General features: G+C 44.8%; 26 protein-coding genes and 3 pseudogenes. 8 read left to right on the top strand and 21 right to left on the bottom strand.

Annotated features, from left to right (window positions below):
- Positions 1–8: 8 nt before the first annotated feature.
- From BIY29_RS14620 to folD, 4 genes are all read right to left on the bottom strand, one after another.
- Complete coding sequence (locus BIY29_RS14620) at positions 9–1,259, bottom strand: LVIVD repeat-containing protein (RefSeq protein WP_121575831.1); 1,251 nt, start codon at positions 1,257–1,259, stop codon at positions 9–11.
- A gap of 15 nt (positions 1,260–1,274) precedes the next feature.
- On the bottom strand, positions 1,275–2,351 hold the full coding sequence (locus BIY29_RS14615; RefSeq protein ID WP_121575830.1) for a sugar ABC transporter substrate-binding protein: 1,077 nt from the start codon (positions 2,349–2,351) through the stop codon (positions 1,275–1,277).
- 258 nt (positions 2,352–2,609) lie between these two features.
- Positions 2,610–2,822: a ribosome-associated protein YbcJ gene (gene ybcJ / locus BIY29_RS14610; RefSeq protein ID WP_121575829.1), complete on the bottom strand. Its 213-nt coding sequence runs from the start codon at positions 2,820–2,822 to the stop codon at positions 2,610–2,612.
- A gap of 39 nt (positions 2,823–2,861) precedes the next feature.
- The gene (gene folD, locus BIY29_RS14605) at positions 2,862–3,728 is read right to left on the bottom strand and encodes a bifunctional methylenetetrahydrofolate dehydrogenase/methenyltetrahydrofolate cyclohydrolase FolD (RefSeq protein ID WP_121575828.1); all 867 of its coding nucleotides are present in this window, start codon (positions 3,726–3,728) and stop codon (positions 2,862–2,864) included.
- A 485-nt stretch (positions 3,729–4,213) separates the two neighbouring features.
- On the opposite strand from folD, the gene BIY29_RS14600 reads away from it, so the two are divergent.
- The 3 genes from BIY29_RS14600 (at position 4,214) to BIY29_RS14590 (ending at position 6,730) form a co-directional block, all read left to right on the top strand.
- Complete coding sequence (locus tag BIY29_RS14600) at positions 4,214–5,254, top strand: CAP-Gly protein (protein WP_121575827.1); 1,041 nt, start codon at positions 4,214–4,216, stop codon at positions 5,252–5,254.
- Between the two features lie 434 nt (positions 5,255–5,688).
- Positions 5,689–6,009 (top strand): PTS lactose/cellobiose transporter subunit IIA, encoded by a 321-nt coding sequence (locus tag BIY29_RS14595; protein WP_121575826.1) that lies wholly within the window; start codon positions 5,689–5,691, stop codon positions 6,007–6,009.
- 253 nt (positions 6,010–6,262) lie between these two features.
- Complete coding sequence (locus BIY29_RS14590) at positions 6,263–6,730, top strand: Hsp20 family protein (RefSeq protein ID WP_121575825.1); 468 nt, start codon at positions 6,263–6,265, stop codon at positions 6,728–6,730.
- Positions 6,731–6,900: 170 nt separating this feature from the next.
- Here BIY29_RS14590 and BIY29_RS14585 read toward each other — a convergent pair whose 3' ends face one another.
- On the bottom strand, positions 6,901–7,140 hold the full coding sequence (locus tag BIY29_RS14585) for a DinI-like family protein (protein ID WP_121575824.1): 240 nt from the start codon (positions 7,138–7,140) through the stop codon (positions 6,901–6,903).
- 52 nt (positions 7,141–7,192) lie between these two features.
- Here BIY29_RS14585 and BIY29_RS20060 point away from each other — a divergent pair, with 52 nt between their 5' ends.
- Together BIY29_RS20060 and BIY29_RS14580 are read left to right on the top strand one after the other, a co-directional pair.
- A complete protein-coding gene (locus BIY29_RS20060; RefSeq protein ID WP_147437161.1) occupies positions 7,193–7,465 on the top strand; it encodes a hypothetical protein in 273 nt (90 codons plus the stop codon).
- Positions 7,466–7,573: 108 nt separating this feature from the next.
- Entirely contained in the window at positions 7,574–9,115 is a 1,542-nt protein-coding gene (locus BIY29_RS14580) for a hypothetical protein (RefSeq protein WP_121575823.1), read from the top strand.
- A 208-nt stretch (positions 9,116–9,323) separates the two neighbouring features.
- On the opposite strand, the gene BIY29_RS14575 is transcribed toward BIY29_RS14580, so the two are convergent.
- The 15 genes and pseudogenes from BIY29_RS14575 to BIY29_RS14510 form a co-directional block, all read right to left on the bottom strand.
- Positions 9,324–10,211: a Bpu10I family restriction endonuclease gene (locus tag BIY29_RS14575; protein WP_121575822.1), complete on the bottom strand. Its 888-nt coding sequence runs from the start codon at positions 10,209–10,211 to the stop codon at positions 9,324–9,326.
- Complete coding sequence (locus tag BIY29_RS14570) at positions 10,198–11,382, bottom strand: DNA cytosine methyltransferase (RefSeq protein ID WP_121575821.1); 1,185 nt, start codon at positions 11,380–11,382, stop codon at positions 10,198–10,200. Before BIY29_RS14570 ends, BIY29_RS14575 begins: the two co-directional genes overlap by 14 nt.
- 67 nt (positions 11,383–11,449) lie before the next feature.
- A pseudogene (locus tag BIY29_RS20670) lies at positions 11,450–11,972 on the bottom strand (tyrosine-type recombinase/integrase); the annotation flags it as partial.
- Positions 11,973–12,162: 190 nt separating this feature from the next.
- A pseudogene (locus BIY29_RS14560) lies at positions 12,163–12,915 on the bottom strand (IS3 family transposase); the annotation flags it as partial.
- Between the two features lie 98 nt (positions 12,916–13,013).
- Positions 13,014–13,304 (bottom strand): transposase, encoded by a 291-nt coding sequence (locus BIY29_RS14555; RefSeq protein WP_121575819.1) that lies wholly within the window; start codon positions 13,302–13,304, stop codon positions 13,014–13,016.
- Positions 13,305–13,502: 198 nt separating this feature from the next.
- Complete coding sequence (locus tag BIY29_RS14550; protein WP_121575818.1) at positions 13,503–14,300, bottom strand: ApeI family dehydratase; 798 nt, start codon at positions 14,298–14,300, stop codon at positions 13,503–13,505.
- Positions 14,297–15,247, bottom strand: coding sequence for a hypothetical protein (locus BIY29_RS14545; RefSeq protein WP_121575817.1), 951 nt, complete (start codon positions 15,245–15,247; stop codon positions 14,297–14,299). The genes BIY29_RS14550 and BIY29_RS14545 overlap by 4 nt, the downstream gene beginning before the upstream one ends.
- Complete coding sequence (locus tag BIY29_RS14540; protein ID WP_121575816.1) at positions 15,240–16,463, bottom strand: beta-ketoacyl-[acyl-carrier-protein] synthase family protein; 1,224 nt, start codon at positions 16,461–16,463, stop codon at positions 15,240–15,242. Before BIY29_RS14540 ends, BIY29_RS14545 begins: the two co-directional genes overlap by 8 nt.
- On the bottom strand, positions 16,460–16,726 hold the full coding sequence (locus BIY29_RS14535; RefSeq protein ID WP_121575815.1) for an acyl carrier protein: 267 nt from the start codon (positions 16,724–16,726) through the stop codon (positions 16,460–16,462). Before BIY29_RS14535 ends, BIY29_RS14540 begins: the two co-directional genes overlap by 4 nt.
- Positions 16,727–16,916: 190 nt before the next feature.
- A complete protein-coding gene (locus BIY29_RS14530; protein WP_121575814.1) occupies positions 16,917–17,348 on the bottom strand; it encodes an isoprenylcysteine carboxylmethyltransferase family protein in 432 nt (143 codons plus the stop codon).
- Positions 17,345–18,238, bottom strand: a complete 894-nt coding sequence (locus tag BIY29_RS14525) for an NAD-dependent epimerase/dehydratase family protein (protein ID WP_121575813.1) — start codon at positions 18,236–18,238, stop codon at positions 17,345–17,347. Before BIY29_RS14525 ends, BIY29_RS14530 begins: the two co-directional genes overlap by 4 nt.
- Positions 18,235–18,912, bottom strand: a complete 678-nt coding sequence (locus BIY29_RS14520; protein ID WP_170158950.1) for a histidine phosphatase family protein — start codon at positions 18,910–18,912, stop codon at positions 18,235–18,237. Before BIY29_RS14520 ends, BIY29_RS14525 begins: the two co-directional genes overlap by 4 nt.
- Positions 18,866–19,216 (bottom strand): hypothetical protein, encoded by a 351-nt coding sequence (locus tag BIY29_RS20260; RefSeq protein WP_170158949.1) that lies wholly within the window; start codon positions 19,214–19,216, stop codon positions 18,866–18,868. The genes BIY29_RS14520 and BIY29_RS20260 overlap by 47 nt, the downstream gene beginning before the upstream one ends.
- Positions 19,217–19,232: 16 nt before the next feature.
- Positions 19,233–20,399, bottom strand: coding sequence for an aminotransferase class I/II-fold pyridoxal phosphate-dependent enzyme (locus tag BIY29_RS14515; protein WP_121575811.1), 1,167 nt, complete (start codon positions 20,397–20,399; stop codon positions 19,233–19,235).
- 10 nt (positions 20,400–20,409) lie between these two features.
- Positions 20,410–21,471, bottom strand: a complete 1,062-nt coding sequence (locus BIY29_RS14510) for a GNAT family N-acetyltransferase (RefSeq protein ID WP_121575810.1) — start codon at positions 21,469–21,471, stop codon at positions 20,410–20,412.
- 281 nt (positions 21,472–21,752) lie between these two features.
- Here BIY29_RS14510 and BIY29_RS14505 point away from each other — a divergent pair.
- The 3 genes and pseudogenes from BIY29_RS14505 to BIY29_RS14495 form a co-directional block, all read left to right on the top strand.
- A pseudogene (locus BIY29_RS14505) lies at positions 21,753–22,160 on the top strand (phage integrase central domain-containing protein); the annotation flags it as partial.
- 141 nt (positions 22,161–22,301) lie between these two features.
- A complete protein-coding gene (locus BIY29_RS14500; protein WP_121575809.1) occupies positions 22,302–22,565 on the top strand; it encodes a CopG family ribbon-helix-helix protein in 264 nt (87 codons plus the stop codon).
- On the top strand, positions 22,553–22,858 hold the full coding sequence (locus BIY29_RS14495; RefSeq protein WP_121575808.1) for a type II toxin-antitoxin system RelE/ParE family toxin: 306 nt from the start codon (positions 22,553–22,555) through the stop codon (positions 22,856–22,858). Before BIY29_RS14500 ends, BIY29_RS14495 begins: the two co-directional genes overlap by 13 nt.
- 301 nt (positions 22,859–23,159) lie before the next feature.
- Here BIY29_RS14495 and BIY29_RS14490 read toward each other — a convergent pair whose 3' ends face one another.
- Positions 23,160–24,122 carry a hypothetical protein gene (locus BIY29_RS14490; protein WP_240630155.1) on the bottom strand — a complete coding sequence of 321 codons (963 nt, stop codon included), beginning with the start codon at positions 24,120–24,122 and terminating at the stop codon, positions 23,160–23,162.
- Positions 24,123–24,569: the final 447 nt, after the last annotated feature.

The following is a 24,569-nucleotide window of genomic DNA, read 5'->3' as shown; positions in this document are numbered from 1 at the left end:
AAAACATATCAGCCGCGGTACTCAATGATCGATAAGCCAGCGTTGTAATCGGTGCTATAGATAATGCCTTCTGCATCGACAAAAACATCACAGGACTGAATCACTCGCGGTCGGCCAGGGCGCTTGTCTATCATTCTCTGTGGCGCCGCCGGCACCAGCGCCCCGGTCTCCTTTGGCCGGTAAGGGTTGCTGATATCGTAAGCCCTGATGCCTGCGTTCTGATAGGTGGCGAAAATCAACGTTGAGCTGATAAAACTGCCCGGCCGGTTTTCGTGCAGGTTATGCGGGCCAAAGTGTGCGCCTTTTTTGACATAATCCGCTTCAGTAGGTTGTGGGAAGGTGGCAATACTGACCGGATTGCTCGGCTCCCGAATATCAAACACCCAGATAAGTTTCTCACCATCTTCCTGGTTATCCAGCACCGCCTCATCTAGCACGATAAGCAAGTTACGATCGGGCAGCGGAAGCGCGGTATGCGTGCCGCCGCCAAACGGCGGGCTCCAGTTGCGGTGGCTGATAAGCTGTGGATTATGGCGATCGCTGACGTCCAGCAGCGTTAATCCTCCGTCACGCCAACTACCGTAGGCGGTATCGCCGCTGATAATGGCATGATGCAACGCATATCGCTTACCTTTCGGCCAGTTGGCGGCCTCGCCGCCTGCGGTGTGCATACCGGGCAGCCAGTAACGTCCGGCAACTTCCGGGCACTTGGGATCGGCCAGATCGATGGTCAGGAAAATGTAGTCGCTGTATCCGTCCAGCAGTGCGGAAACATAGGCCCAGCGCCCGCCAACGTACCAGATACGGTGAATGCCGATGCCATCCAAAGACAGAAAACTGATTTCGCGTGGTTTATCCGGCGTTGAAATATCAAAAATACGCAGCCCCGCACTCCAGCTTCTGCCCTGTTGTTTGGTGCTTACCGTCTCGGCAACCGAGCGCGTGTAGTAAACTTTTTCTTCGGCAAAACGGGCATCTGCGAACAGATCCCGTGCATTGACAACCAACAGCAAGTCATCGTGCGCCTGGAGGTGTATATTCCAGGTTCCTGGCGGTGCGGCGATAAACCCCGCTGATTTGGGATTTTTGGCGTCACGGACATCAACAATGGATACGCCTTGAGAAACCATGTGTCCGATATAGGCATAACCACGATGTACCATGATCTGTACGCCATCAGGTTTGCCGCCCTGATCGCTGTGTCCGATCAGCCGCATATTGCGGCTGTATTCCGGTGTTGGCAGAGGTGTTAATGCCATCAGTTATCCCCCTTCTTATTTAGCCTGTCTGGCTTCCAATGTAGCAAACCAGGGGGCAATGAAATCATCGGTCTGGCCCCAGCCGGGGATAATTTTAGCCAATCCGGCCACGTTTACCGGGCCCGGTTGGCTGGCTAACAGTGCCTGAGGAATAACCGCAGCTTTGAACTCATAAGTGGCGGGTGTCGGTTCGCCGGCAATTTTATTGGCGACCAGGCGCAGATTTACTTTTCCAATCAGTTTGGGATCGACCGCCACGCTGACTTTCCACGGGCTATTGGCTTCGCGCATTAGTTGCAGATCCTGATTGGAGATATCAATGCTGTAGATTTTGATTTCGGTACGGCCATTTTCCTTCAGTGCCTTATAGGCGCCCTGAGTGAACGCATCCCATGCTCCCCAGATTGCATCAATCTTGCCTTTCGGATACTTGGCCAGCACTGCACCGACTTTGTTGGCTGTATCGCCCTGCACATCAGAAGAGACGGCGCCAATGGATTCAAGTTCTTTGATTCCCGGATTGGCTTTCAGGATTTGCTGATAGGCGAGCTGACGGCGTTCCATTGGCGGGAAGCCGGCTACCCATAGTTTGATGATATTTGCCTTGCCGTTGAAATCTTTAACCAATTGACCGAATGACTCATGGGTTAGAGAGGCGTCATCCTGCTGAGAAACCGTTACGCCGGGGATCTCGCCATTGACGGCGGTATCAAAGACAGAAACGGCAATGCCGCTGTCGACAATGCGTTTGATTAGCTCGGTGGAATAGGGATCGCGTCCTTGTGACAGAATAATGCCGTCGTATTTTTGGCTGATGGCCTGATTAACAAAATCCTGAAAACGGGCATCGTCGCCATTGCTCAGAAAAGTGCTGACTTTAAAGCCGAGCTTTTTGCCTTCTTCGAGTACCCCTGAAATAAACTGTGTGGTGTTGTCATCAGAGCCAAGATTGCGGATAACCGCGATACGTACCGGGCCGTCATGTTGAGCCAGAGCGGCGGGAATTGGCGCGATGGCGGCGGTTTGGCTGGCGAATACCGGTAAAGTCGTCGCCAGGCTCAACGCTATCAATGCAGGGGTAAATTTCTTCATTATCAGCTCCATGGTGTGTCAGCAATTTGTTGTTTTTGAAATTGAAATAGGTTTTGTGGCATTGGATGATGGTTTTATAGCTATCTTTATGTCTGGATGTCTATTTTAAATAGATAGCGCATCATAACCGCTAAGTGATGGATGTAAAATGGGAAGCATTATGAATTTTAAATTTAAGTTATAACCTTTAGTTTGCTTATGGGATGAAGGAAGGGAGCGGCGTGGGGGGAGCGTGGCAGTCCGCTCCCGGCGTTTTTATCAGGCGGCGATTTCTACCGTTGCACTGTTAAACTGTACTTTCTGACCGGCAATAATCTTGCAGCGCTTACGCGTTTCTGCTTGCCCGTCAACGCTGACCGCTCCTGAGGCAATCGCCACCTTAGCTGCGGCGCCGCTTTCACTCCAGCCCAGCAGTTTCAATAAATCACACAGTTCAACGTGCGGGTGATTGCCCAGATGAAAGATTTCCATAATTTCCTGATTTGTATGGGTTAAAAGGGGGTTGGTATATTAACGTGCGGCGTCATCGTGATATTCCTCGCACGCCTGTAAGGTATTCTGAATTAAGGTCGCCACCGTCATCGGCCCGACACCGCCGGGTACTGGGCTAATGTAAGCGGCTCTTTCCTGCGCGGTTTCGAATTCTACATCACCGACGACCTTACCGCTTTCCAGTCGATTGATACCGACATCAAGTACGATCGCCCCCGGTTTGATCCATTCGCCAGGGATAAAACCGGGTTTACCCACGGCGATAACCAACAGATCCGCGTTTTCAACGTGATGGCGCAGATTTCTGGTGAAACGATGGGTAACCGTGGTGGTGCAGCCAGCCAGCAGCAGCTCCAGACTCATTGGCCGACCAACGATATTGGACGCGCCAACGACAACGGCATTCAGACCAGACGTTTCGATATTATAGCGCTCAAGCAGCGTGATGATCCCGCGTGGCGTACAGGCGCGTAACAGCGGCGCACGCTGACAAAGACGTCCGACATTATACGGGTGAAAGCCATCAACATCTTTATCAGGCGCAATACGCTCAATCACGCTGGTATTATCAATGCCTTCAGGCAAGGGAAGCTGAACCAGAATACCATCAATCGTAATATCCGCATTTAGCCGGTCAATTAACCCCAACAATTCGGATTCGGTAGTGGTAGACGGTAAGTCATAAGAACGTGAGATGAAGCCGACTTCTTCGCAGACTTTGCGCTTGCTGGCAACATAAATTTGTGATGCCGGATTGTCTCCAACCAGAATCACCGCCAGACCCGGCGCACGTTTACCCGCTGCCAGGCGTTGTTGTACCTGCGCCGCGACTTCGTTCTTAACCTGCTGCGCAATCGTTTTACCATCAATAATCTTTGCTGACATCTGAGATGAGATCCATCAATTTTATAAGCGAGGGAATGGCGCTATTTTGGCAGAAGCCGCGCGCGCTGTCAGGCATTGTGTAAATATAATCATAAGAATAGTGGCAACCTTGTGTCACCATTGTGCCATCTACCCTGTCAGCACCAATCTCTGTTCAGCCAATGGCATTGGCGTCAGATACTTCGCTCACTATCCATACCGGTAAGTTATATTAATAGTGTTAATTATTAACATATTGTTTTATTAACGTGGAAAACTACCTGAATGGTGGCGAGATATCGCTATTCACGGTGATTCATCGTTTTACCCGCTACTGTATAGAGTAATGTATGTATTCTCATCTATTCTGATCAGCAAAGTTGCACTCATCTCATTCATCCTCATCGTTTTTAAAAACACGGCTATACTTTAAATGATTTAATGTGTTTACGTTTTTTTACAATGTACTGACAGTTAAGAACTGGCAGCATGAAAGGAGTTTGGGTATGAGTATTACAAATGAACTGCATGTGGCGAAAAAAATATCGTGGGGGAGCATCATTGGCGGCGTAATAACAGTGTTAGCCATCTCGCTATTGCTGTCTACGCTTGGCACCAGCCTGGGCTTTTCGATTGTTGATCCCCTGTCTGATGAGCCGGTTAGCGGTGTTGGCACCACGGTTTTGGTTTGGTCTGCTGTTTCCATCATCATCAGTCTGGCCGCAGGGGCATTTATTGCTGGCCGGCTGGCGGCAATGGATGGCTTAATTCATGGCTTCCTGGTTTGGGCAACGGCGCTGATTGTTGCCGCCGTTTTAGGCAGCATGGTGCTTGGGGGGGCGATGAAAGCTACCGGTAATGCGTTAGGGTCGGTGGCGTCGTTAACCGGTAACGTCATCTCTGGCGCCGGTTCCGCTGTAGGAGATGGTTTACAGGGGCTGGGCAGTATGGGCGGAAAGGCGTTTGATAATCTTAATCTGGACACTACGCTGCAACCAGAAGAGATGAGCAACGAGGTGGCTGCGGCTCTACGAAAAAGCAATATTGAATCGTTGCAGCCAGACTATATGAAAACGCAGTTAGAGGGGGCCAAAACTGAAATTGGCGAAGCGGTAAAAGCGATTGCTATCAACCCAAATAACGGCGATGTAATTGTGCAGAACCTGATCGAAAAGCTGAAAAAACGTGGTGAAGCGTTAGCGAAAGACGTTGACCGCGATAGCTTAACCAAAGCGCTGTCTGAAAATACCTCAATGTCGCAGGAAGAAGTGAACAAAACCGTTGATAACCTGATTGAAGCCAAGAATAGAACGACCCAGTTGGTCAACCAGCGCCTGAATGACGTTGAAGCCGCAATTGAACGGGCAAAACAGCAATATGCTGATTTTAAACAGGAAGCGCGTGAAGAGGCTGCCGCCGCCGCTTCTGCCATGGCTCATGCTGCGCTGTGGTCATTCTTTGCTTTGCTGATTGGCGCGATTGTCAGTGCGATGGCAGGGCTGTGGGGGGTTAAAACTTGTAACAAGCACCTCAACGTTGAGCGGTAACCAGGCATCGGTTGGTTACACGCGTTAGCCTGGTGTCACAATGCGGCTTGATTAAGCATGTGATACCTCTTCTACCACGGGGGAGGTGTCGTAAACGGAAGCCTCACCCCGTTTTTCCCTCTGAATATTCAACGTCAGTGTACGGTGCTGAACGTTGTTATTTCCTAAATTAATCTATTATTAACTCAGTAGCCTGAATATTGAGGAATGCGGATGCCTTTCCATAAAGTTATCGCATTTCGTACATCTGGCCCTCTGATTTTTTATCGTATTTTTCGATGACTCTCTCATGTATGTAATCGAATTTTTAGATAATTGTGATGAGGAGTTTGTAATATCATGAATTCATAGTATGTAAACCATGAAAACAGAACAGGAGGAGCAACATCGATTTTACTTCAGGAAACCAATAAATGAACCGGAGGTAAAGGGCAATGGGCATTGAAACCCGGATGATTGAGTTGATTGTTCAGTCTGGAGAAGCGCGTTCTTGTGCAATGGAGGCTTTGCGTTCTTCCCGCAAGGGGGACTGGGATCAGGTAAATCAGCTATTAAGGATGGCTACCATTGCTATTCGCAAAGCGCAGTCTATTCAGACAGAATTCATTGGCGGTAATGAGGGTAAAGAAAAAATTGACCTCGACCTTATCATTGTACATGCTCAGGATCACTTGATGAATGCGATGTTGTGTCGTGAACTGACTGAAGAAATTATCGCTCTTAGAAAAGAGTTATATGAAGTAAAAATCAAATAAATGCTATAGTATTAGCATGTTATGCCTACATTGGTTGAAAGGCCTGTACCGATGCGTTGAGGCCATACCGGAATTTATGCAGAACTTCCGCCTCAGGGCCGCTCCCTTCATTGTCATAAAAATGTGACGTCTATCACTAAAATTATTCCTTGAATTTTTCTTTGCCGCCACCATGTTTTCTGGTAGACAAGCAATGCTTGCCTTATATGTTGAACTTTTGAATGTCTGGCATCACATATTCAGGAGGTTAATTATGGCGCTAACAACCTTGTCATTATTCCCTGACATCTCCAGTACGCTCTTTTCCGATCGCTTTAACCGTATTGATCGGCTATTCAGTCAGCTAACCGGGGATGCGCCTTTAGCAACGACACCGTCGTATGATATCCGCCGTCTGGATGATAACCGGTATGGCATAACGTTGAGTGTTCCAGGTTGGAAAGAGGACGAACTGGATATAAAAACGGCGGGTGGTCGGCTGATTGTTTCGGGTAAGCGTGAAGAGGAAAATAACGCTGAAGATGAAAACTGGTTGCATCGTGGGATTAGCCGCGCGGATTTCAGCATCAGTTATTCCTTGCCTGAGCATATAAAAGTACAGGGAGCCGCGCTGGAAAATGGTCTGCTGACAATCGATCTCTACCAGGAGGTTCCTGAAAGCGAAAAACCGCAAAAGATCGCGATAGACAGTCGCGGCAAGGCCATTGAGCATCAGGCTTGAATTTTTCCATGATGTAACAATATCGACAGGGCGTAATCATTGCGCCCTGTCGTTTTTTTCGTGACTGAGAATTTGAGATCTCAGTACCCGAATAACAATTTTAAGACCGGGTGGTCTGGCGCAGGCATAGCCAGAAGATGAGTAGCGCGGTGTATTCACCAATGAAGGTGTCAGCCTGCAATCAACCATTCATCCGCATCGTTAAACATCTCTTCAACCAGGCGGTTCAGGATAGCTTTATCCGATTTGCTGGCGTCGGTGTTAATTGTATTTGCCTGCATTGCCTTTGCTCTTACATCAGCGTCAGGGAAAACGCGATGCACACGCTTTACAAATTCGGTCTCGATCATTACGTGAGCATTGCTCAATCCGGCAACATTACGTTTATCGTATACGAGTTCCACAAACATAGTTCACCTCATCATTAACTGTTTGGATATACAGTAATAAGATAAAGGGGCTTTGGAAAGAGGATTTATAAAAAATAATGCACCGTGGTGTGCCGATGCCCGTGATTTATTCACTAACGTCAGGAATTTGGATGGCGCTACAGAAAAAATGTGGGTTGACAGGTTAGGGAAAATGCGTCTTACACTGGTTGGTATTGATTATGATGCAAATCAGGCGATGCTTAACTATGGGTATATCACGAAGAAGTCTTTTGAGTTGGCTGCTGCCATCAGCACTTCTAACGAAGTTCTCCTCAGCGAAAGCGATGGGAAGTATTACCGATGAGGCGGCGAACGGCCCAAAACAGTAGCCGCTGGTTCGACGCCTGAGTCGACCGGCGGTGTAGGTGATGCATCCGTTCGCCATGATCTTGCCAAAAAGACTGGCGCATGGATGAGCGGTTTTTCCCGTGACGCGGTTTATTCGGGAAACATCGGTGAGTATTTGAGTAAATCTATCCGCTATGTGACACCGGAAATGTTTGGTGCCTTAGGTGATGGGAATACTGATGACACCGATGCTATTCAGGCTGCGATCGAATATTTAAAAACAGACAGCACGAAATCCGGGCTCATCGGATACGGTGATTATGCAATTTCTTCCTCGCTGGTAATATCCGGGTTTGCCTATGGGTTTAAAATGCATTTGCGTAGCCTGCGGGCATTGGGCATATGGCAGGATTACGATAACTGGAAAACGGCTGCTCCACTGATATTGATTGGTGGCGATGGCGGAATGGTCGGTCTGGATATCCGTTGTGAATATGTGGACGGTGGCGGTAAAGCCGACTGGATGAATATTACCGCTCAGGGGTGCGGCGGTTCTCATTTTCATGCTGAACGACTTACTGACGTTGTAAATGGTGTGGCGGCAAAGGGCGACACAACCTGGCCTGTCGCATCAAACAAGGTAACTGGCGGATATTGGGGGAGGGGAGTTGGTGTTGGCATCTGGCTACAGCGAGGGAATGGCGGAACTTCACCGGTTGTTGAAGGCTGGATTATTGATGTTAATTTCATCCAAAATTTTCAGAACGGCGGCGCGCTACTGAGACATGGCGCTCAATACGCCAATGTTCGAGGCCAGTTTGATTTTAATGGAAGATATTTATCTGAGGTTACTGTATCTGAAAATACAACCAATGGATTAACACGCGGCGATACGGTCACCTATGGAACGCACACCGCGGAAATAATTGCTTTTTATCAGCACCCCATCGGTACATATAAATTGTTATTGGCTGAGGGGCATAACGTATCAACTAAAGGCAGTCATTTTTCTGTCGATGCAACATTAACGCATTCCAATTCGTCATGGTCATCAACGATTATTGCAGTTAAAACACCCGCATCCTCACATTGGTATCCGGATATTATCCATGATTTTACCGGAGGAAGTTTCGGGAAATGTACTATCTTCTCTCCGTACTGTGGGGGTATTGTCGGCGGATTATTACACAGTTCGGTTTACTATTTCGGTAATAGCTCATCAGCTACAACAAACAGTGTAAACGGGGCTCAGTGGGTTCATAGCGGGTCTGTAATGTCTCTTCGGGATGCGTACAGAGATAATTACGTGCTGGACATTGCAGAAAAGTTCATGGCGCCGGGGTGTCATCTTTATATGCGTGCATATCGCATATATGGCTCGGAGGTAGGGCTTACTCTTTTACAGAGTAAGTCGACGCTCATTCGTACGTTCACATACGCTGGAGATGAATCCGTAGCTAATTTGCAAGAAGTGTGGAGGTTGACGCTTAAGTCTACGCTAGGCGGTATTGCGGGCGAATGCCTTGTTTATGTCTCTAAGTCTGGAATTAGTATTGTCAATAATACGATTACAGGAGTGACATTATCAGCAAGTGGATTCTTGCTTTCAGGTAGTCAGGGCTCACAGGCCAGTATGTTCATTTTGATAAACTTCCAGAGGATATAATGATGCCCATTTTGGGCTACAGGATTCGAACTAACCACGAATCGACTTTGATTTTAAAGGATTTTCACCAGTCAGAGAAATGCTGCGGCCTCCAAACCTTTCGGGCTGGTTTTTTGCGGGTTAGCCGCAAAAGACGATGAATTATATCCTGTTTTCCATTGGTGTATAGATAAAGGGGATTTGTCCCTTTATCTATAGCGGGCATCATTTAGAGAAGATATCCATTCTGCAACCCGTAATTAATCCCACCCTCCCAATCAGAAGTAAGGAAATTTTTAACAAGACTAAACAAATGCATTACAGCATCATCATAAATAGGATTCTTTACATATCCCTCTAAATATCTGTATTCTCTGTCAGTGTTCTTTTGCTTACGCAGTACATAGATTTGATCAACTTTATATTTATTCAAATTGATATTTTCAGTCAACTTCAACCATTCTGCCACTACAATATACATTGCATTAGGATTTTTTAACTTGATTTCCTCTGCTGCTGTGGAAACATCTTGTAGCATCGTCTTATCCAGATAAGTTTTACATTCTATTGCTATTGCAGGTATATCCCAAATATGATCCTCATCTACATCAGAGCCATTACAGCTCATCTTAGCATTAACACTTATTCCTATTGAAAAATCATGATCCTTCTTCTCAATAATAGCATATGGTCTTTCAACCATATTTTCATATGAACTTGACCGGAAAAATATATCTTTAAATGAATGAGATTTTCCGATTAATGCATGAGGACTTATCTCTTCAACTATATCTTTGAATAAATAATACATGAACTCTTCAAGAACAGATGAGTGTAAGTTCGATCTTGAATCGAAATGTTCCGCATACTCCTGAATGTCAAGAAAGTCTTTATAGTCATTCAAAAGTCTAACTCTTTCATTAATTATCTTCTGACTCTCTTCAAGAAATGTGTCTTTAAATGGCCCTTTTATTTCTAAATTATTTTTCTTCCAAGTCTCATATCTCTCATTTATTTCTTTTAAATATAAAACTGACTTTCCGTCTGTATATTTTATTTTACTGTTAAGTTTTTGGAAAATATTATTTCCATGTACAAATACATTATTTCTTATCATTAAAAAATACCTCTTTAAGGATATTTAAAGCAATGGCTTTAGCCATTAATGGAGGAACAGCATTTCCTATTTGGTTATATTGACATAAATATTTTTCATCCTCACGTCCCTCGCGTTGTAAAAGTTTATGACTTACTACAGTCGGTTTACCTTTAAACACATACCAGTCAGGGAATGATTGAATTCTAGCGCCTTCTCTAGCAGTGAAATTTCTATTTAAATATGGATGAACAAAATTAGCATAAAATGATGCTGCAATTGTATGACACGGTTTGTCTGGATGCATACGTCGATTATTTTGATCGTATACTTTTTCGGATATTTCCTTGCTATTTCTTTTATATGGTTTCAAGTGCTCAGGAACATCAGAGGTAGACTGCCCCCAAATCATAGTTGAAAAGCGTTCAACTAATCGTTTTGAATGGTTCATAGCCTTATGATTAGAAATTTTATTGCTATTTTGTCTAAGGATTTTTTGATAATCGGTAAGTGGAGGTTGATTATATTCCATCTCCTCACTTCCTTCACGAGCATTGATTTGAGGAAGATCGGAGATAGCCTCCCACAGTGTAGTTGTCCTTAATAATCCATCATCCCCATTAACACTGTGTGTTGGCTTAGGGAATGGATTTTTCAGTTCATTTTTCGATGCCACAATAAATAAACGTTTTCTTATTTGTGGCACACCATAATCCGTTGATTCTAAAATATTGTGATATACATGATATCCTAAGGAGTACAATTCCTCTTTTATAATATCTACTACATATATACCATCCTTTGTTTTTGCCTTAATAATATGAGGCACATTTTCCATGATCATTACTGTAGGTGATAATATCTTGCCAATTCTTAAAAACTCCTCAAACAGAGAGTTTCTTGGATCTTTATGATCCCCGTTTTTCTTATTGGCTATAGAAAATCCCTGACATGGTGGCCCACCTAAAATAATATCGGGTTTATTATCTCTAAATTTTCCCAATATTTCTTCATCACTGAGTAGTGATATGTCTTTTTTAATTACCAATGATTTTGGATGATTATATTTAAACGTTTCCGTGGCCCAACTGTCTATTTCTATGGCACCGATAATCTCAGCGCCAGCCATATGAAACCCTAAACTGAATCCTCCAGCCCCGGCGAAGGTATCTAATACTTTTACTTTACTCATATACTTTATATCAGCCTTAATGCGGAAATAACTCTCAGAAAACAATCATTAAATGATAGCAATACAATCAGTGCAATATCATCTTTTTGAAATAAAGTGGTTGCATATACCTTGATTTATTTTCTTGTAAATAATCTGCCCACTATTGAATCATCAATCTACGCTCTGCAAGATGTTCAGCTTTATGGATAGAAAGCACGAACAGTATTATGTTTTTGATGACTCATTTGTTGTGCTGCTGTATCCTTTGACTATAAACCGGACTCAAACATAGCACTGTAGGTCATAGCACGAAAACCGCGGCCACAGACTTCCGTTTTTGTGTCATATCCCCATAACATTTTCAAAGTCGATTTCTGACCATCTTGCAAAACGTAATTCGCTAGAACGGATAAAGACCAAAATCATCATTTTCAGGGCTAATTTGGTCAAATTTCGACCTTTGAAACATTCGATAGGTTCCAATAAACCAAGAATACGCTCAAAATCTAAGGCTGATGATGGGCCAGTTTACCCACGGCTACCGCACCAGCCATATCTTGATCTGGGTTGCAATCGATTAAACCACTTTGTACTGCAAAACGCATGATAATGACTATTGAAGATAAATCACAGGGTTTGATTTCTGAGAGTTGGATTAGAATCCATTGGCAACCGATATCAGGCAGGGCATACCGATGAGATTATGATCCTGGCTTTTAACCATATGATGAGTAATGCATGGTCATGCAGTCCATAACCCGATCACCTTGATCTGTCCCTGAAATCATTCCCACCTAATTATGCTGCCATTTCATAATCCACTGGCGTTTGATAACCCAGCGTCGAATGTTTGCGACGACGATTGTAAAATACCTCAATATAATCGAATATCGCGTTCATCGCCTGTTCTCTACTAACAAACGCTTTTCCCCGCATCAGCTCCGTTTTCAGCGTGTGATAGAAGTTTTCCATGACCGCATTGTCGCAACAGCAACCTTTTCCGCTCATTGAGCAGACTAACTCATTGTTTTTCAATATCTCACGATACCGATGGCTGGCATACTGGCTCCCTCTGTCCGAATGCACGATGACCTTCCCCGTCGGTCTGCGCTGTTTTATTGCCATCTCTAACGCGTCAATCACCAACTGCTTTTTCAGGCGATTACTCAGACTCAAGCCGATAATGCGTCTGGAATACAGGTCAATCACCGTCGCCAGATAGAGCCAGCCTTCTCCCGTGCGGACATACGTGATATCCGAAGCCCACGCGATATTCGCCGCTGACGGATTAAACGCCCGGTTCAGCAGGTTGGGCGCTATCGGATAATCATGCTGACTGTTCACCGTCACTTTATAGCGCGTCTGATTCGCGGCTTTCAGACCGGACTGTTTCATCAGACGGCTGATACGTGCCTTGCCGTGAAATCGTTGCTCATCGCGTAAATCACTTTGCAGGCGCCGGATACCGTAAATCCCCCGGCTGTCGTGATGCAACTGAATCAGCCTCTGGCTCAGGGTGTCGTTAGACAACTGTCGTTGGCTGGGTGTTCGGTTGCGCCATGACTGCTAACCCCGCATGCTGACATTGAGCAACAGGCAAATTCGTTTCACCGCATGGAAAGCCGATAACTGAGTGACCATGGCGTATCTTAGCGGCATTCCCGCGCAAAGAACGCCGCCGCTTTTTTCAGGATGAGTTTATCCTCTTCCAGTTCAGCGATTTTGGCTTTAAGGCGTCGAATTTCCAGTTCCTGTTCGGAGAGCTGCGGCGTGTTGGAGAAAGCAGCCCCCGCCTTATCCTGATAGAGTTTTTTCCAGTTGTAGAGCGTGTTCTCTTTGATATCAAGCTCCTGTGCCATACGGGCAACAGACTTACCGCTTTCGAGCAGCAATGCAACGGCTCTGCGCTTGAACTCTGGGGTATATTGTTGTCTTGGCATAGTGACCTCGCTTTCGTTGATTGATTTGAAAACAAGGTGGGCGCTAAATCAAGGACAGATCAGATCGTCCAGTTCCTGCCTGGCGATTAAATTATCGGGCCGTAAAAGGCAAACAAGTAGCACCACAACGCTGCTCAACAATATAAAAATGCCTATCAAAATCAGTCTGACTATAGCAATCATAAACCTGCCCAATATTTATCTATGTTGAGTTTCACGTTGCTGAAAGCCCAGCCATACCTGCTGGTAACTAACGACAGTTTCCTCGCTAACCTTGCTTTCACCGCTGACAATAATAAAGCTGTCCTTTTGGACATCAAGAAAAACATGATGCTGGATAATTTCTCCGGCAACAATCGCCCGCTGAAACTGAACATTTTTACAGGAAATAACATAGGGAGAGAGATCCCGCTCGGCGCAGTTCAAAAACAATCCAGCCGACTGGAAAAACGACTCAACAACCAGCCATTCTGGATAGACAAACTCGTGCAGGTTTGTAAAATTAGCATGTCTGAATTCATAGTCATTCAGCGAAACAAATTTTTCCGTAATGACTTTGCTGTCGTTTTGAATAATTCTGTCCACCAATACCATCGGAAAACGGTGCGGATTACCGCCAATCATCCCGATATTTTTTTGAGTATCAATCTGCATATTCTCACCTGCAGAAAAAATAAAATGAATCTTCGCCACGGTTTCCTGCGATAAATCCTCTACCCGCGTCACAACATCAATGTTGCCCGCCGTAGTTGGGAAATATTCAATAAGGTAATTCAGTTCAGTGTTCGCCGTGACCATTTTAACAAATTTCGCCTGTCTGATGACGTAAGGAAGACTGGCTACTTCCGGCGGAAGCAGCCTTAAAATCTCCCTGAAATGAAACACGCCAGGCAGCAGCGGTCTGTCCGGAAAATGCCCCTGGAAAGCCCGGTGCTCAGGAGTAAAATTCTGGCTATGCGTTATCCGACTTGCGTGACGATCCTCCGCAGATTTCACAGTGATGCCTTCTCAATAAGAGCCATGCCATAAAAACCGTCGGCATCTATCGCCAACTGTACGCCAAACCTCTTGTCATCGTTGCGGGACAAAATATCTTCCAGTTGCCAGGCTCCCAGCCCAGCCATCAGCACCCGCGCAGCAGCAGGTAAAATAGTCAATGTCGCTTTGGTGAATTGCTGTGCCAACGTCTCTGAATGGCCGACGGCATCCCACAGATTGATATGACCAATGTCGATTTCCGCCATGCCCTGGCTGAAAAGAAAACTCGCCAGCCGATCCGCCAGCAGCAAACGTTGCGACAGCCTTCCAGTGGAGACCGCAAGAATGCGAGCAGCGGCCTGTGGCTGCTCTGAAAACAGATATAGAGCGGCATAGCACTGCTGTGGAAAGCGCTCCTGTTGGATGTTTTTCCGGTGATGATTAAGCGCCTGACCATACAGTCCTTGCCAGCTCTCCAGCGCGCTGACAAAAATATCCTCAGCCTGCCCCCGTTGTTTCAGGGCAAAAGCTTTGGTCAGCGCCTCATAGAACGACAGTTCACTGGCGCATAAACTGATATTCGGGCCATCAAAACCATAGTGAATAGCGGACATCCCGGCCGTGGAATTAATCACTGTATTAGGAATGTTGCCTGGTGAAATCTGATGAGGCAGTGCGTTTTGCCGCGACTCAATCAGCAGTTTACAGACACTGTCAAACGCCCCCATTGAGGTGGCACTGACCATTGCCGCATGTGCTTCCCACCTCGTAGTTTGGCTCAACGCGGCAAAGCAACACAGCATACTGACCGTTTGCGGGTCGATATTACGTAACTTTTTGCCCACCAGCACAGATGACTCATCAATTTGCTGTCGCTCATTGCTGGCCAGCGGCTGGCAATTTCCGAATTGTATCCCATCCTGCAAACTGCACCAGTGGCTGAGGGAAAGAGATAATTTAGCCATGCGTATTCATACTCCTGAAAGCCACGATGGCGTTGTTCCCGCCAAAAGCAAAGGCGTTGTTCAGCACAACGTTAACTGGCTGAGGCAGGTATTTCACGGTCAGCGGCAGCGGAATTTCTGGATCCTGCTCAGTGAGATTAATCGTCGGCGGGATCCCGTGATTAAGGGCAAACATACAGGCAATAGCACCAAACCCTGCGGCGGCCCCCATCGCATGTCCGGTCATAGATTTAATCGAACCGCACATCGGAATGTCATCGCCAAATACTTTCTGTAGCGACTGGTATTCGTTGAGGTCGTTGGCGGGCGTACCGGTGCCATGCATACAGATATAATCCACCTCTTTAGGCACCAGACCGGCGGTGTCAAGACAGCGACTCAGGCAGGTTTTAATTTTTTCCGGATTGAGATTGGTCATATGGGTGGCATCGCAATTCATTCCGTACCCGACAACTTCACCATAAATTTTCGCTTTTCTGGCCAGCGCGGACGACAACTTTTCAAGCAGCAGAATGCTTGCACCTTCCGCAGGAATAATCCCTTTGCGGTGAAGATCAAAAGGGGTGCAGTGTTTTTCGCTGATAGCAGACAGGCGGTGAAAGATTGAAAACGTTTTGCGGCAGACCACATCACTGCCACCGCAGATAGCGAAGTCAGCCTCGGTGTTTTGCAGGTATTCTACCGCGGACACAATCGCCGCATTGCTGGCAGAACAGGCATTGCCAATGGTGTATGCCGGTCCGGTTGAATCAAGATAAAGATTAATGTTACGGCTGATACGGGCATGGGCAACCGCATCAAAGCTATCCTGCGGGACGCTCGCCGCATTGTGCAGTTGTGATACCAGCGCATCAATGCGCTGGGATTCACCATCAGTAGTGCCAAGAAAACAACCAACTGGCTGATTTTTGAGTTCTTCTCTCGTCAGGCCGGCATCATCAATCGCCAACTGAGTTCCCAGAATGGCATACAGGCTAGCTTTTTCGCAGCCCTCGGGTAGCACGCCTAGTGAATACTGGTTAAGGTCTAATATACCTACTTCACAGGCGTACTGGTGCTTATAATTGCTCACCTCTATGGAGCGCACTGGCTTTGCTCCGTCGACCCCTGCGGCGAGTGATCGGAAGAAGGCATCTCTGCCGATCCCCAAGGCATGGACAGGCCCAAGACCCGTCACCACTATCCGTTCGCTGACGAAGGCATTGAATTGGCTCACTGACCCGTTTCCTCCAACTGCGTCGCAGAAATTTCCTGCATCATCGTGTAGATCGAATTCATATCCGTCATTTTTTCTATATGGCTTTCGGGCAGGTGAATACCGAATTCTGCCTCAATGGCCGCCAGAATTTCGATGCCGGTAATGGAATCTGCACCGAACTCCGTTTTAAACAACGCATCCTCAGCGATTTCTGCACTATCAACTTCAAGAATTTCAGCAACCAGCTCTTTCAGTCTGGCATGAATATTTTCGTGACTCATGGCGCTCTCCAAGTTCAGATAACAAAGGGGAATAACTTCCAGGAATATTTCCTGTAGAGTGAATACTGATGCCCGAAGCTTTCCTTCATCATCTCTTCTTCATTTTCAATTCGACGCATGGCCAGAATGAAAAAAACAAAAAAGCAGAGTAATGCAGCATCCAGATGAAGAAAGCAGCCAAAACCAGTCATCAGCAAAATAGTCCGCTGTAAGCCGGATGGCGAATAAACCTAAACAAGCCATAATTAATCAGTTTATGTCCGTCCAGAACGCGTAAGGCATGGGAAAAGTGCATTCCCAGCGTCACCTTAGCCCATGTCCGAAGTATGCAACCCAGTAGTACCAGCAGGCCTCCTGTTAATATCATTGTCTGGGTGTTTTCAACGGTACTGGAAAAATACATCAGTACAGAAAACGTAGACGAGATAACCACGGTGCTCAGGATCCCCTTATCACGGGAACGGTTATCTGAAATTTCCTTAAGGAAAAAAATCTCATTCAACACTGCCATAAAAGCTACCGGATAAAGCAGCGTGTTTTTACCAGCGTATAACGCTAATCCTAAAGAAAATGTCAGTGGAAGGATAAAAGCAAACAGCAGCGATAATCGAAATTTTTTCATTTTATTTTCCAAATATCGGCGGGTTCAAAATTAACAGAATGAAGCGCTATATTTTCCGACACTTCTACTATCCAGTCTCGCTGAAATAAATCTTGAAAACGTTCGACAGGAAACTGATTCCAACGAAAACCGGATGAAATCAAACTTTTTGCAGCTAATATTTTGTAGATAAGCTTGATGAAAACCAGTTTCTTTCTTGTTGGCTGATATTTTTTACCGTGCACATGCTGATTCACCGCACGGATCAAATCGTTAACGCTGTAGCGATGCTGACTCAGTAAATAACTGACCTTCAGCGAAGGTTCATCTTTTTTATCCAGCCAGCAGGAAATATAGTGAGAGATGTCCTGATTACTGACGCAATACCAGCGACAAATTTCCCCATGTATTTCAGGTAGTTTTCCTTTTTTCGCCATTTGCAGCAGCGGGGAAAGATTGGCGTCATCCTTACCGAATACCGCAGGAATTCGTAGCAGTTCACCGCACAGCTTATCACTGTGCTCAACAAAAACCTGTTCTGCGCGCTGTTTATCGGCAGCGTATGCATCAGCATAGTTATTGGCGTTAAAGGCTTTGATGGTACTTAAATGCAGCAGTCGGTATTTTTTCCCTTCAGCTTCCGGCAGTGAGTTAACCAGTTGCTGGGCAATCGCTTCGTTGGCATCGCTTTGCTTTTTGATTTTCGCCAGACCCACTCCAGAGCAATTGATAATAGCCGCGCAGTCATCAATCAGCGCCCGCCATGCCATGTCGCCTGGTTCACAGCAGAAATATCCCTGCTGGGGTCGCCGCGCATAGCGTACCACGTCAATATCACTACGCTGGCTAAGATAATCGGCGACATTCTTGCCGATAAAGCCAGTCGCACCGACGATCAGGATTTTTTTCATTTATCCCAAACTTCCACGGTAAAGCAGCCGTGTTTAAAGGCTGCACGCGACTGGAACTGATGTTTCACCAGCCGCTTTTTCAGGTAATGCATCAGATAGCCATGCGAAACAATGGCCACATTTCCTCCCTGTTCAAGTTGAGGAAGCAGCCGCTGCGAGCGGAGTCTGACATGCTTAACTTTCTCCGGCTCACCACTTAATCGCAATAGCCAGGCAATGCGGGAAAGTAAAAACCACGTTCTGACTTTCAGTTTCACTAACGGCAAGGGGAAAATCTTTAATCCAACCTCGGAAAGATCAGAATTAATAATATAATCGTCAATATGGCTAAAAAGCAGTTGGCAGGTACGATCAGCCCGCGCCACAGGCGAGCAATACACGACAGGATTGCTTTCTTTAATTTGTTGAAAGAGTTCGGTGAGAAGGAATTTAGTTATTTCACTCTCTTCGATATCTTTCGTCTGATTATAATCCTGCAAGCGCAATTGCGCTGTCTTATAATCGCAGGAGGTATAATCAATTTTCGGCGTTGCATGTCTAATTAAAAAAATCATATTAAATAAGCACAGGTGATAATGAGGTTGCCGACAAAAAAATAAAAATGGCGTATCCCAAGCATGAGGGGATTTAGCCTCCGTCAGAGTCATAGCAAAAGGAAATAACATAACAATCATCGCCAGCCCCCCCATGAAAACTTTGCATAAACAGCAGAGCCAAAATTAGCGCGGTGATAAAAACAACCAGACTAATAAAAAAAAGCACACTGAAAAAGGATGCAATAATAATTTTATCTGTCGGGTGACTGATATTAAATAGCATATAAATGACACCGGGGAAAATGAACATTGAAAAATGCCCTATTTTTCTGGTGTAGTTTATTTTAATGTCGTAACTGTGCGCCAGTAGGCCAAGACCGGAACAAAGTAACCAGTAGCTACAAACCAGTACGAAAACAGGTAGAACAATGCTTATAGACATCAAATCAGTCTCTACTTCAGCTAATACGAGAAATTGCCTGTTCTAAGGCTTCAGTCAAGAGATCGATATCTTCTTTCGTATGATTACGCGTTAATGTAATGCGCAGTCGTGATTTACTTTTTTCTACATAAGGCGGAACAAATAGCGAGGTCATAATATTTTTTTGCAGTAAGTTATCATTTACTGCTGCCGCCTGCGTCGCCTTCTCAAAAATGACCGGTATAACCGCAGAGACAGAATACTGCTTGTTGACCGGAGTATGTTCCAAACGGCGATGCGCATAATCAATCAGTTCGGCCAGTTCTGCTCGTCGGACTTGCCCTTCACGCTTATTAATTTCTAACGCCATGCAGGAGGCTGCAGCAACTCCTGGAGAAACAGCCCGTGAAGCATTATAGGTTGCACTTTTATATCTCACTTTTTGCGCCAGCGCGTCTTCTTTGATGATGCAGAAACCGCCTGTTGAGCCAAAAGACTTGCTCATTGTGCCAATGATCACATCCACTTTACCGAGGCAGCCGCTGGCTTCAACCAGCCCACAACCATTCTCGCCCAAAGCACCAACACCATGTGCATCATCAATATAGAGAATAATGCCTGGGTGACGTTCTTTTAGTTCACATAGCGCGGCAACATCACAAAAATCACCATCGGCTGAAAAAACGCCGTCGGAGACTACAAGTATTTTTTTTCCTGGATTATTGTTTACGATATCCGTCAGTTTTGAAATGTTGTTATGCTGATAAACGCGGAATGGTTTGCCGCTCAGTTTGACCGCATCGTACAGGGATACATGGCAAAGTTTATCCATAACAATCAGGTCAACATCTTCTGCAATTACGGGCAGCGCTCCGATGTTAGCCTGATAGGATGTGGTATACATCAAAGAAGAATTGACACGATACATTTCGGAATAACGGTTTTCTAATTCTTCATGATATTCCGTATAACCACAAAAAATCATCGGCCCGCTGATATTAGTACCGTACTTCTGGATGGCTTTTATCGCCGCATCCTTCATTAACTGATTATCTGCCATACCCAGATAATCGCAGGATGAGAAATTCAGATTTTTGTCGCCATTCGCCAAATTTAAATACCGACCGCAGGCGGAACGCACTCGTGGGAAGTAATGCAATTTGACGTCGTCATTCTCTGCACTGACCATTTCGTATAAACTCATTGCCTTTTCCTTAAGTTTTTTTCTGCGCAATCGCAAAAATTCTGTAACGCCTGAGCTGGCTTTTACCGTGCTGGGTAAGTTTTTGCATCGTCCTGACAATCATTTTGTTATCTTCCAACATCCAAGAAATGCTGAATTTCTTAATGCCCTGCTTAATAGCAATCGCAGAGAGTTTTGATGTCAGCACAACCGACAGTCCGCGCTGACGATATTCAGGGAGTACACCAGAAAGAAAAGCACGCCCCCTCTTTCCTGATGCATCAGCAATAAATTGCATCATTGTAAAACCAATAACATCGCCATTTTTGCAGGCAATCATGCCCATGATGTTGGGCACATTATTTGCTGCAATTGCAATTTCATCGGCCGTTGTCGCACTGGAACCCCAGTTATCGTGCCAAGCGGTATTATAAACAGCTGCCAGTTCCTGACAGCGAGCGGCTATTTGCTCTTTTTGCACAAAAAGAAAATCTACTCCCTGTAGGCGCTCCAACAAGCGTTCATCGGTATGCGCTAATAACGTATCTCTGACGTTATAATCATAAATAATTTCCAGCAGATCCTTCTCTTTACGCCCTCCCGCCGCCGTTATCCAATCACAAAGTGTGGGAATATTATCCGGCATTTGGTAGGTGAAGGGTTCCCCTGAAAAGGTGCGGCAGCCCCGATTGATCAGAATTGAATTATGGACAGGGCCATAAACCACAGCGTCTTTATGCTTGATAAATGATCTTTTTTCCGCTTCAGAAAAAATCGCTGAAAAAAGAAAACTCAGCGCAGAAACATCACCATCAGTGATCAATATTGAAAAACTAAGTGGGCCCAACGATCTTATTTTTTCTTGATGTGAAAAATGAACCAGGCAGCAGGCTTTTACTTCTTCGTGCAGAGAAACCACCAATGGAAAACTCACATCTGCACTTGATATATTAATAGCACTATCAATTCGCTGATTTAATGCAGAATAGTCTAACAGGCTGTTGTGTTGAGAGTTATAAATTTTAAGCAACGAGTTTCGCTGCACAGCATCGAGCATACAACTGTAACGATACATTCCTTTGTAACGATCCATTCCTTTTTCGCCTCATTCATTTTTCGCCTAGTAGACTAATAAGACGAATTAATGCTCACATAGCACGCAGGCTTGTGTCAACCGTTTAAATTCACGTAAATATAAAAAAATTTCATACTTCGCTGCGTAAATAAAGGTTAATGCGATGATATTTAAATATATATTAGCAAAAGTCGTTTCGGAGAACGCTAAAATTGCATACTAATTCCTTACTAAGCATTAATCAGTCACACTTAGAACCTATCCTAATAGGATTTTATTCCAGGTAATGAGACCGCAGGAAAAAGATAGAGAGGCTGGGTTATCTTGAAATTACCATGCGGGTGAAGCAGTACGCCATCGCCATCATGCGTTATGCCGTTCAGCAAAAGATGATCCGTTTCAATCCCGCCTACGATTTGGAAGGTGCGGTTCAGAAGCCACAAACTGAACACCGTCCTGCTATTGAGCTTGAAGAGATATCTTTCCGCACGCTGGCGTGTAGTACGCTAATCGAATCGGGTATCTGGCCGGAAGACATAGTTGAACTTCAGATGAGCCACATGGAAAAGAACAACGTTCGCGCGGCCTATACCCACAAGGCCAAACACCTTGAGCAACGCCGCCTGATGCTACAATGATGGGATGATTTTCTTGATGCTAACAACAACGAGATGGCTATGCCGTTTGAGTTTGTGCAGAAAGGATAACACATCAAATTGCCGGAAGCATAAATAGAGAAATTTGCTCTATTAGCCGCCACGTGCTCTCAGCCAGTTTGACTTTCCCCATAAAACGGAGTAATACAAGGTAATACCTTTTATTACCTAATATAACTTCAGGAGGTTAACATGCCTGTCTCCGTAAAACTCGATACCCTACTTGAGGAAAGACTTGCTCGCTTGGCGGCTAAACGCAAGAGAACAAAGCACTATCTGATGAAGCAGGCTATCATTTCCTATATTGACACAGAAGAACAGAAAGAACGTTTACGCCAGCAGGCACAGTCCTCATATGCAAATTACCTCAACACGGGCAATCATTTAACAGGTAAAGAAGTCGTTGATTTTCTGCTGAGTGGCAAAAACGGAGATCTTCCTGAATGCCACAAGTGATCGTGACGGAAAAGGCTCGGCAAGGTATTAATCGCTGTCTGGCCTTCCTCGAAAATAATTCCGCAGGCTACGTCATTAACGACGTTAAGAGCACCATCGCAGACAGTTTGGACAACCTTGAAAAAGGGCTATGCACTGGTTTGTTCTCTGATGAAGAAGGCGAAGATGAATTTTTATATGAAATGATTATCCCTTATGGTGATTCGGGTTACGAATACTGTTATTTCATTGACGCTCAGGGACGTTATATTGTCTCTGGCTTTAAGCACCAAAAGGAAAATGATTATTACTGAACTCCAACAGTGAAAGCATTACAGACCGTTTGAGGTTGTACAGGTTAGTTCAAAACTTCGCATGAAATAAAAGGCATTACGTTATATATCCCATGATGCTCTTTAATCACTGAAGCATCAAAATAAGCATACATATTGCTACCTGCCGACCTGTTCCTTGCAAAAGTCGGTCTGGGACAAAGAGGCTGACCTGGATACAATCGGCCTGGTGGAAATCCGGGCCACGTTCCCGTTGTCCCACTCGGCTTTGCACATCGCATATCCGAATAGATGTAAGCCTATAATTCAAATTGTGTGTGGTTTATTTTTCATTTAACCACGGCGAATCAACGCTCCAAAATATAATATCTGCTCCCAGATAATTTTCAGCGAAATCAACGAAATCCTCCCTGGAGAACTTTTTATGAGTAACCGGATTGGTATAGGTCAATGTTGGCTCCTGCACAGCCATAGCAATTAAAGGCAGCTTATTTTTGTAACCATTAAAATAAGGATATGAATTTTTCATCTGAGACTTTTTATAAGGAACGACATCCGGCCCACCCAATCCTATATTATTATCTGCCGCAAATTGAAAAATTCCAGACATATACTTATGATCGTTGTCCCATTCACATGGCCAAAAGTTAACATATTGCACAACATTGGATTTTTTAAACACTGAGCGCGCTAACTTTACGTTATCAAGCGTAGCTGTATAATATTTATCACAGCTAAATCCCGTTTTATCATGCTTGATATCTATATCAATAGCCGTTTCAGGTAAATTTATACCTTCGATTCTGCCATCAAATGATTGTGCTAAGGCGGCGATCAATTTTTGGTAACGTTTTCTCAGCGCCTCATTCCACTGAATGGCTACCCATCCCACCGCCTGTGACTTACCTTCACCGGGGTTGTCCTTTTGTTCCACAAGGCCGCCAGCGTATTGAGGGTCATCTAATAAATATTGTGGTATATAGCGAGATTTAGGTTCAAAAAAACGATCCTGAATCTGCAAAAAAAATTTTTTATCCATTTTTTTCAGTTGAGTAAGATCATTTTCTATTGCAGAGAAATCATACTGCCCTGGCGCCACTTCGAGTTGCCTCCAGTTATAAACAATCTGCACTCCTGCAATATCCTGACGAATTAATAAAGGATATAACTTCTCTAAATCATCAGAAGAAGTATACAAATAGTTTTGAGGTTGTTTAGCAAAGACATTAACCGAAAACATACTCATCAGGACATAGAAAGTATATAGCCACCACTTATATTTCATTTAAAACCTCTTCATCCGTCACGATTGTAATAACCAAGTTTGAGTAAGCGAGAGAGTATAATACATGGGTAATATATCTGATACTATCAGATACCCGTCATTCTTAACGCTAAATATGTGTTGGCTTCCTTCACTACTCGACCCAAAGGAGCCGCTGCAAACAACGTTCAAATCCGCTCGTGGCAGATTTATCACCCCAGTCACTTGCTCCCATAAACTCATCGGGATTAATGAGTGACATCCTGTCTCTCACCGGAGACCAGTTACTGGCTGAACAAATTCGTTCCCGCCAAATTTTCCCTTAATCTTATGAATAAAATGCTTTTTTTAAAAAACAAAAAATTTTTCTTTTTTTTTATTCGGTGGGGTGGGGTTTAAAACAATAGTGTTTTTTTTTGTTTTTGTGTGTGTTTTTTTTTTTATATATCTCCTTTGCCATATGGGGTA

This window comes from Brenneria alni, assembly GCF_003666245.1.
In the GTDB taxonomy this organism is placed as follows: domain Bacteria; phylum Pseudomonadota; class Gammaproteobacteria; order Enterobacterales; family Enterobacteriaceae; genus Brenneria; species Brenneria alni.
The sequence above is the reverse complement of the archived record's forward strand: the minus strand, read 5'-3'. Positions and strand labels throughout refer to the sequence as shown.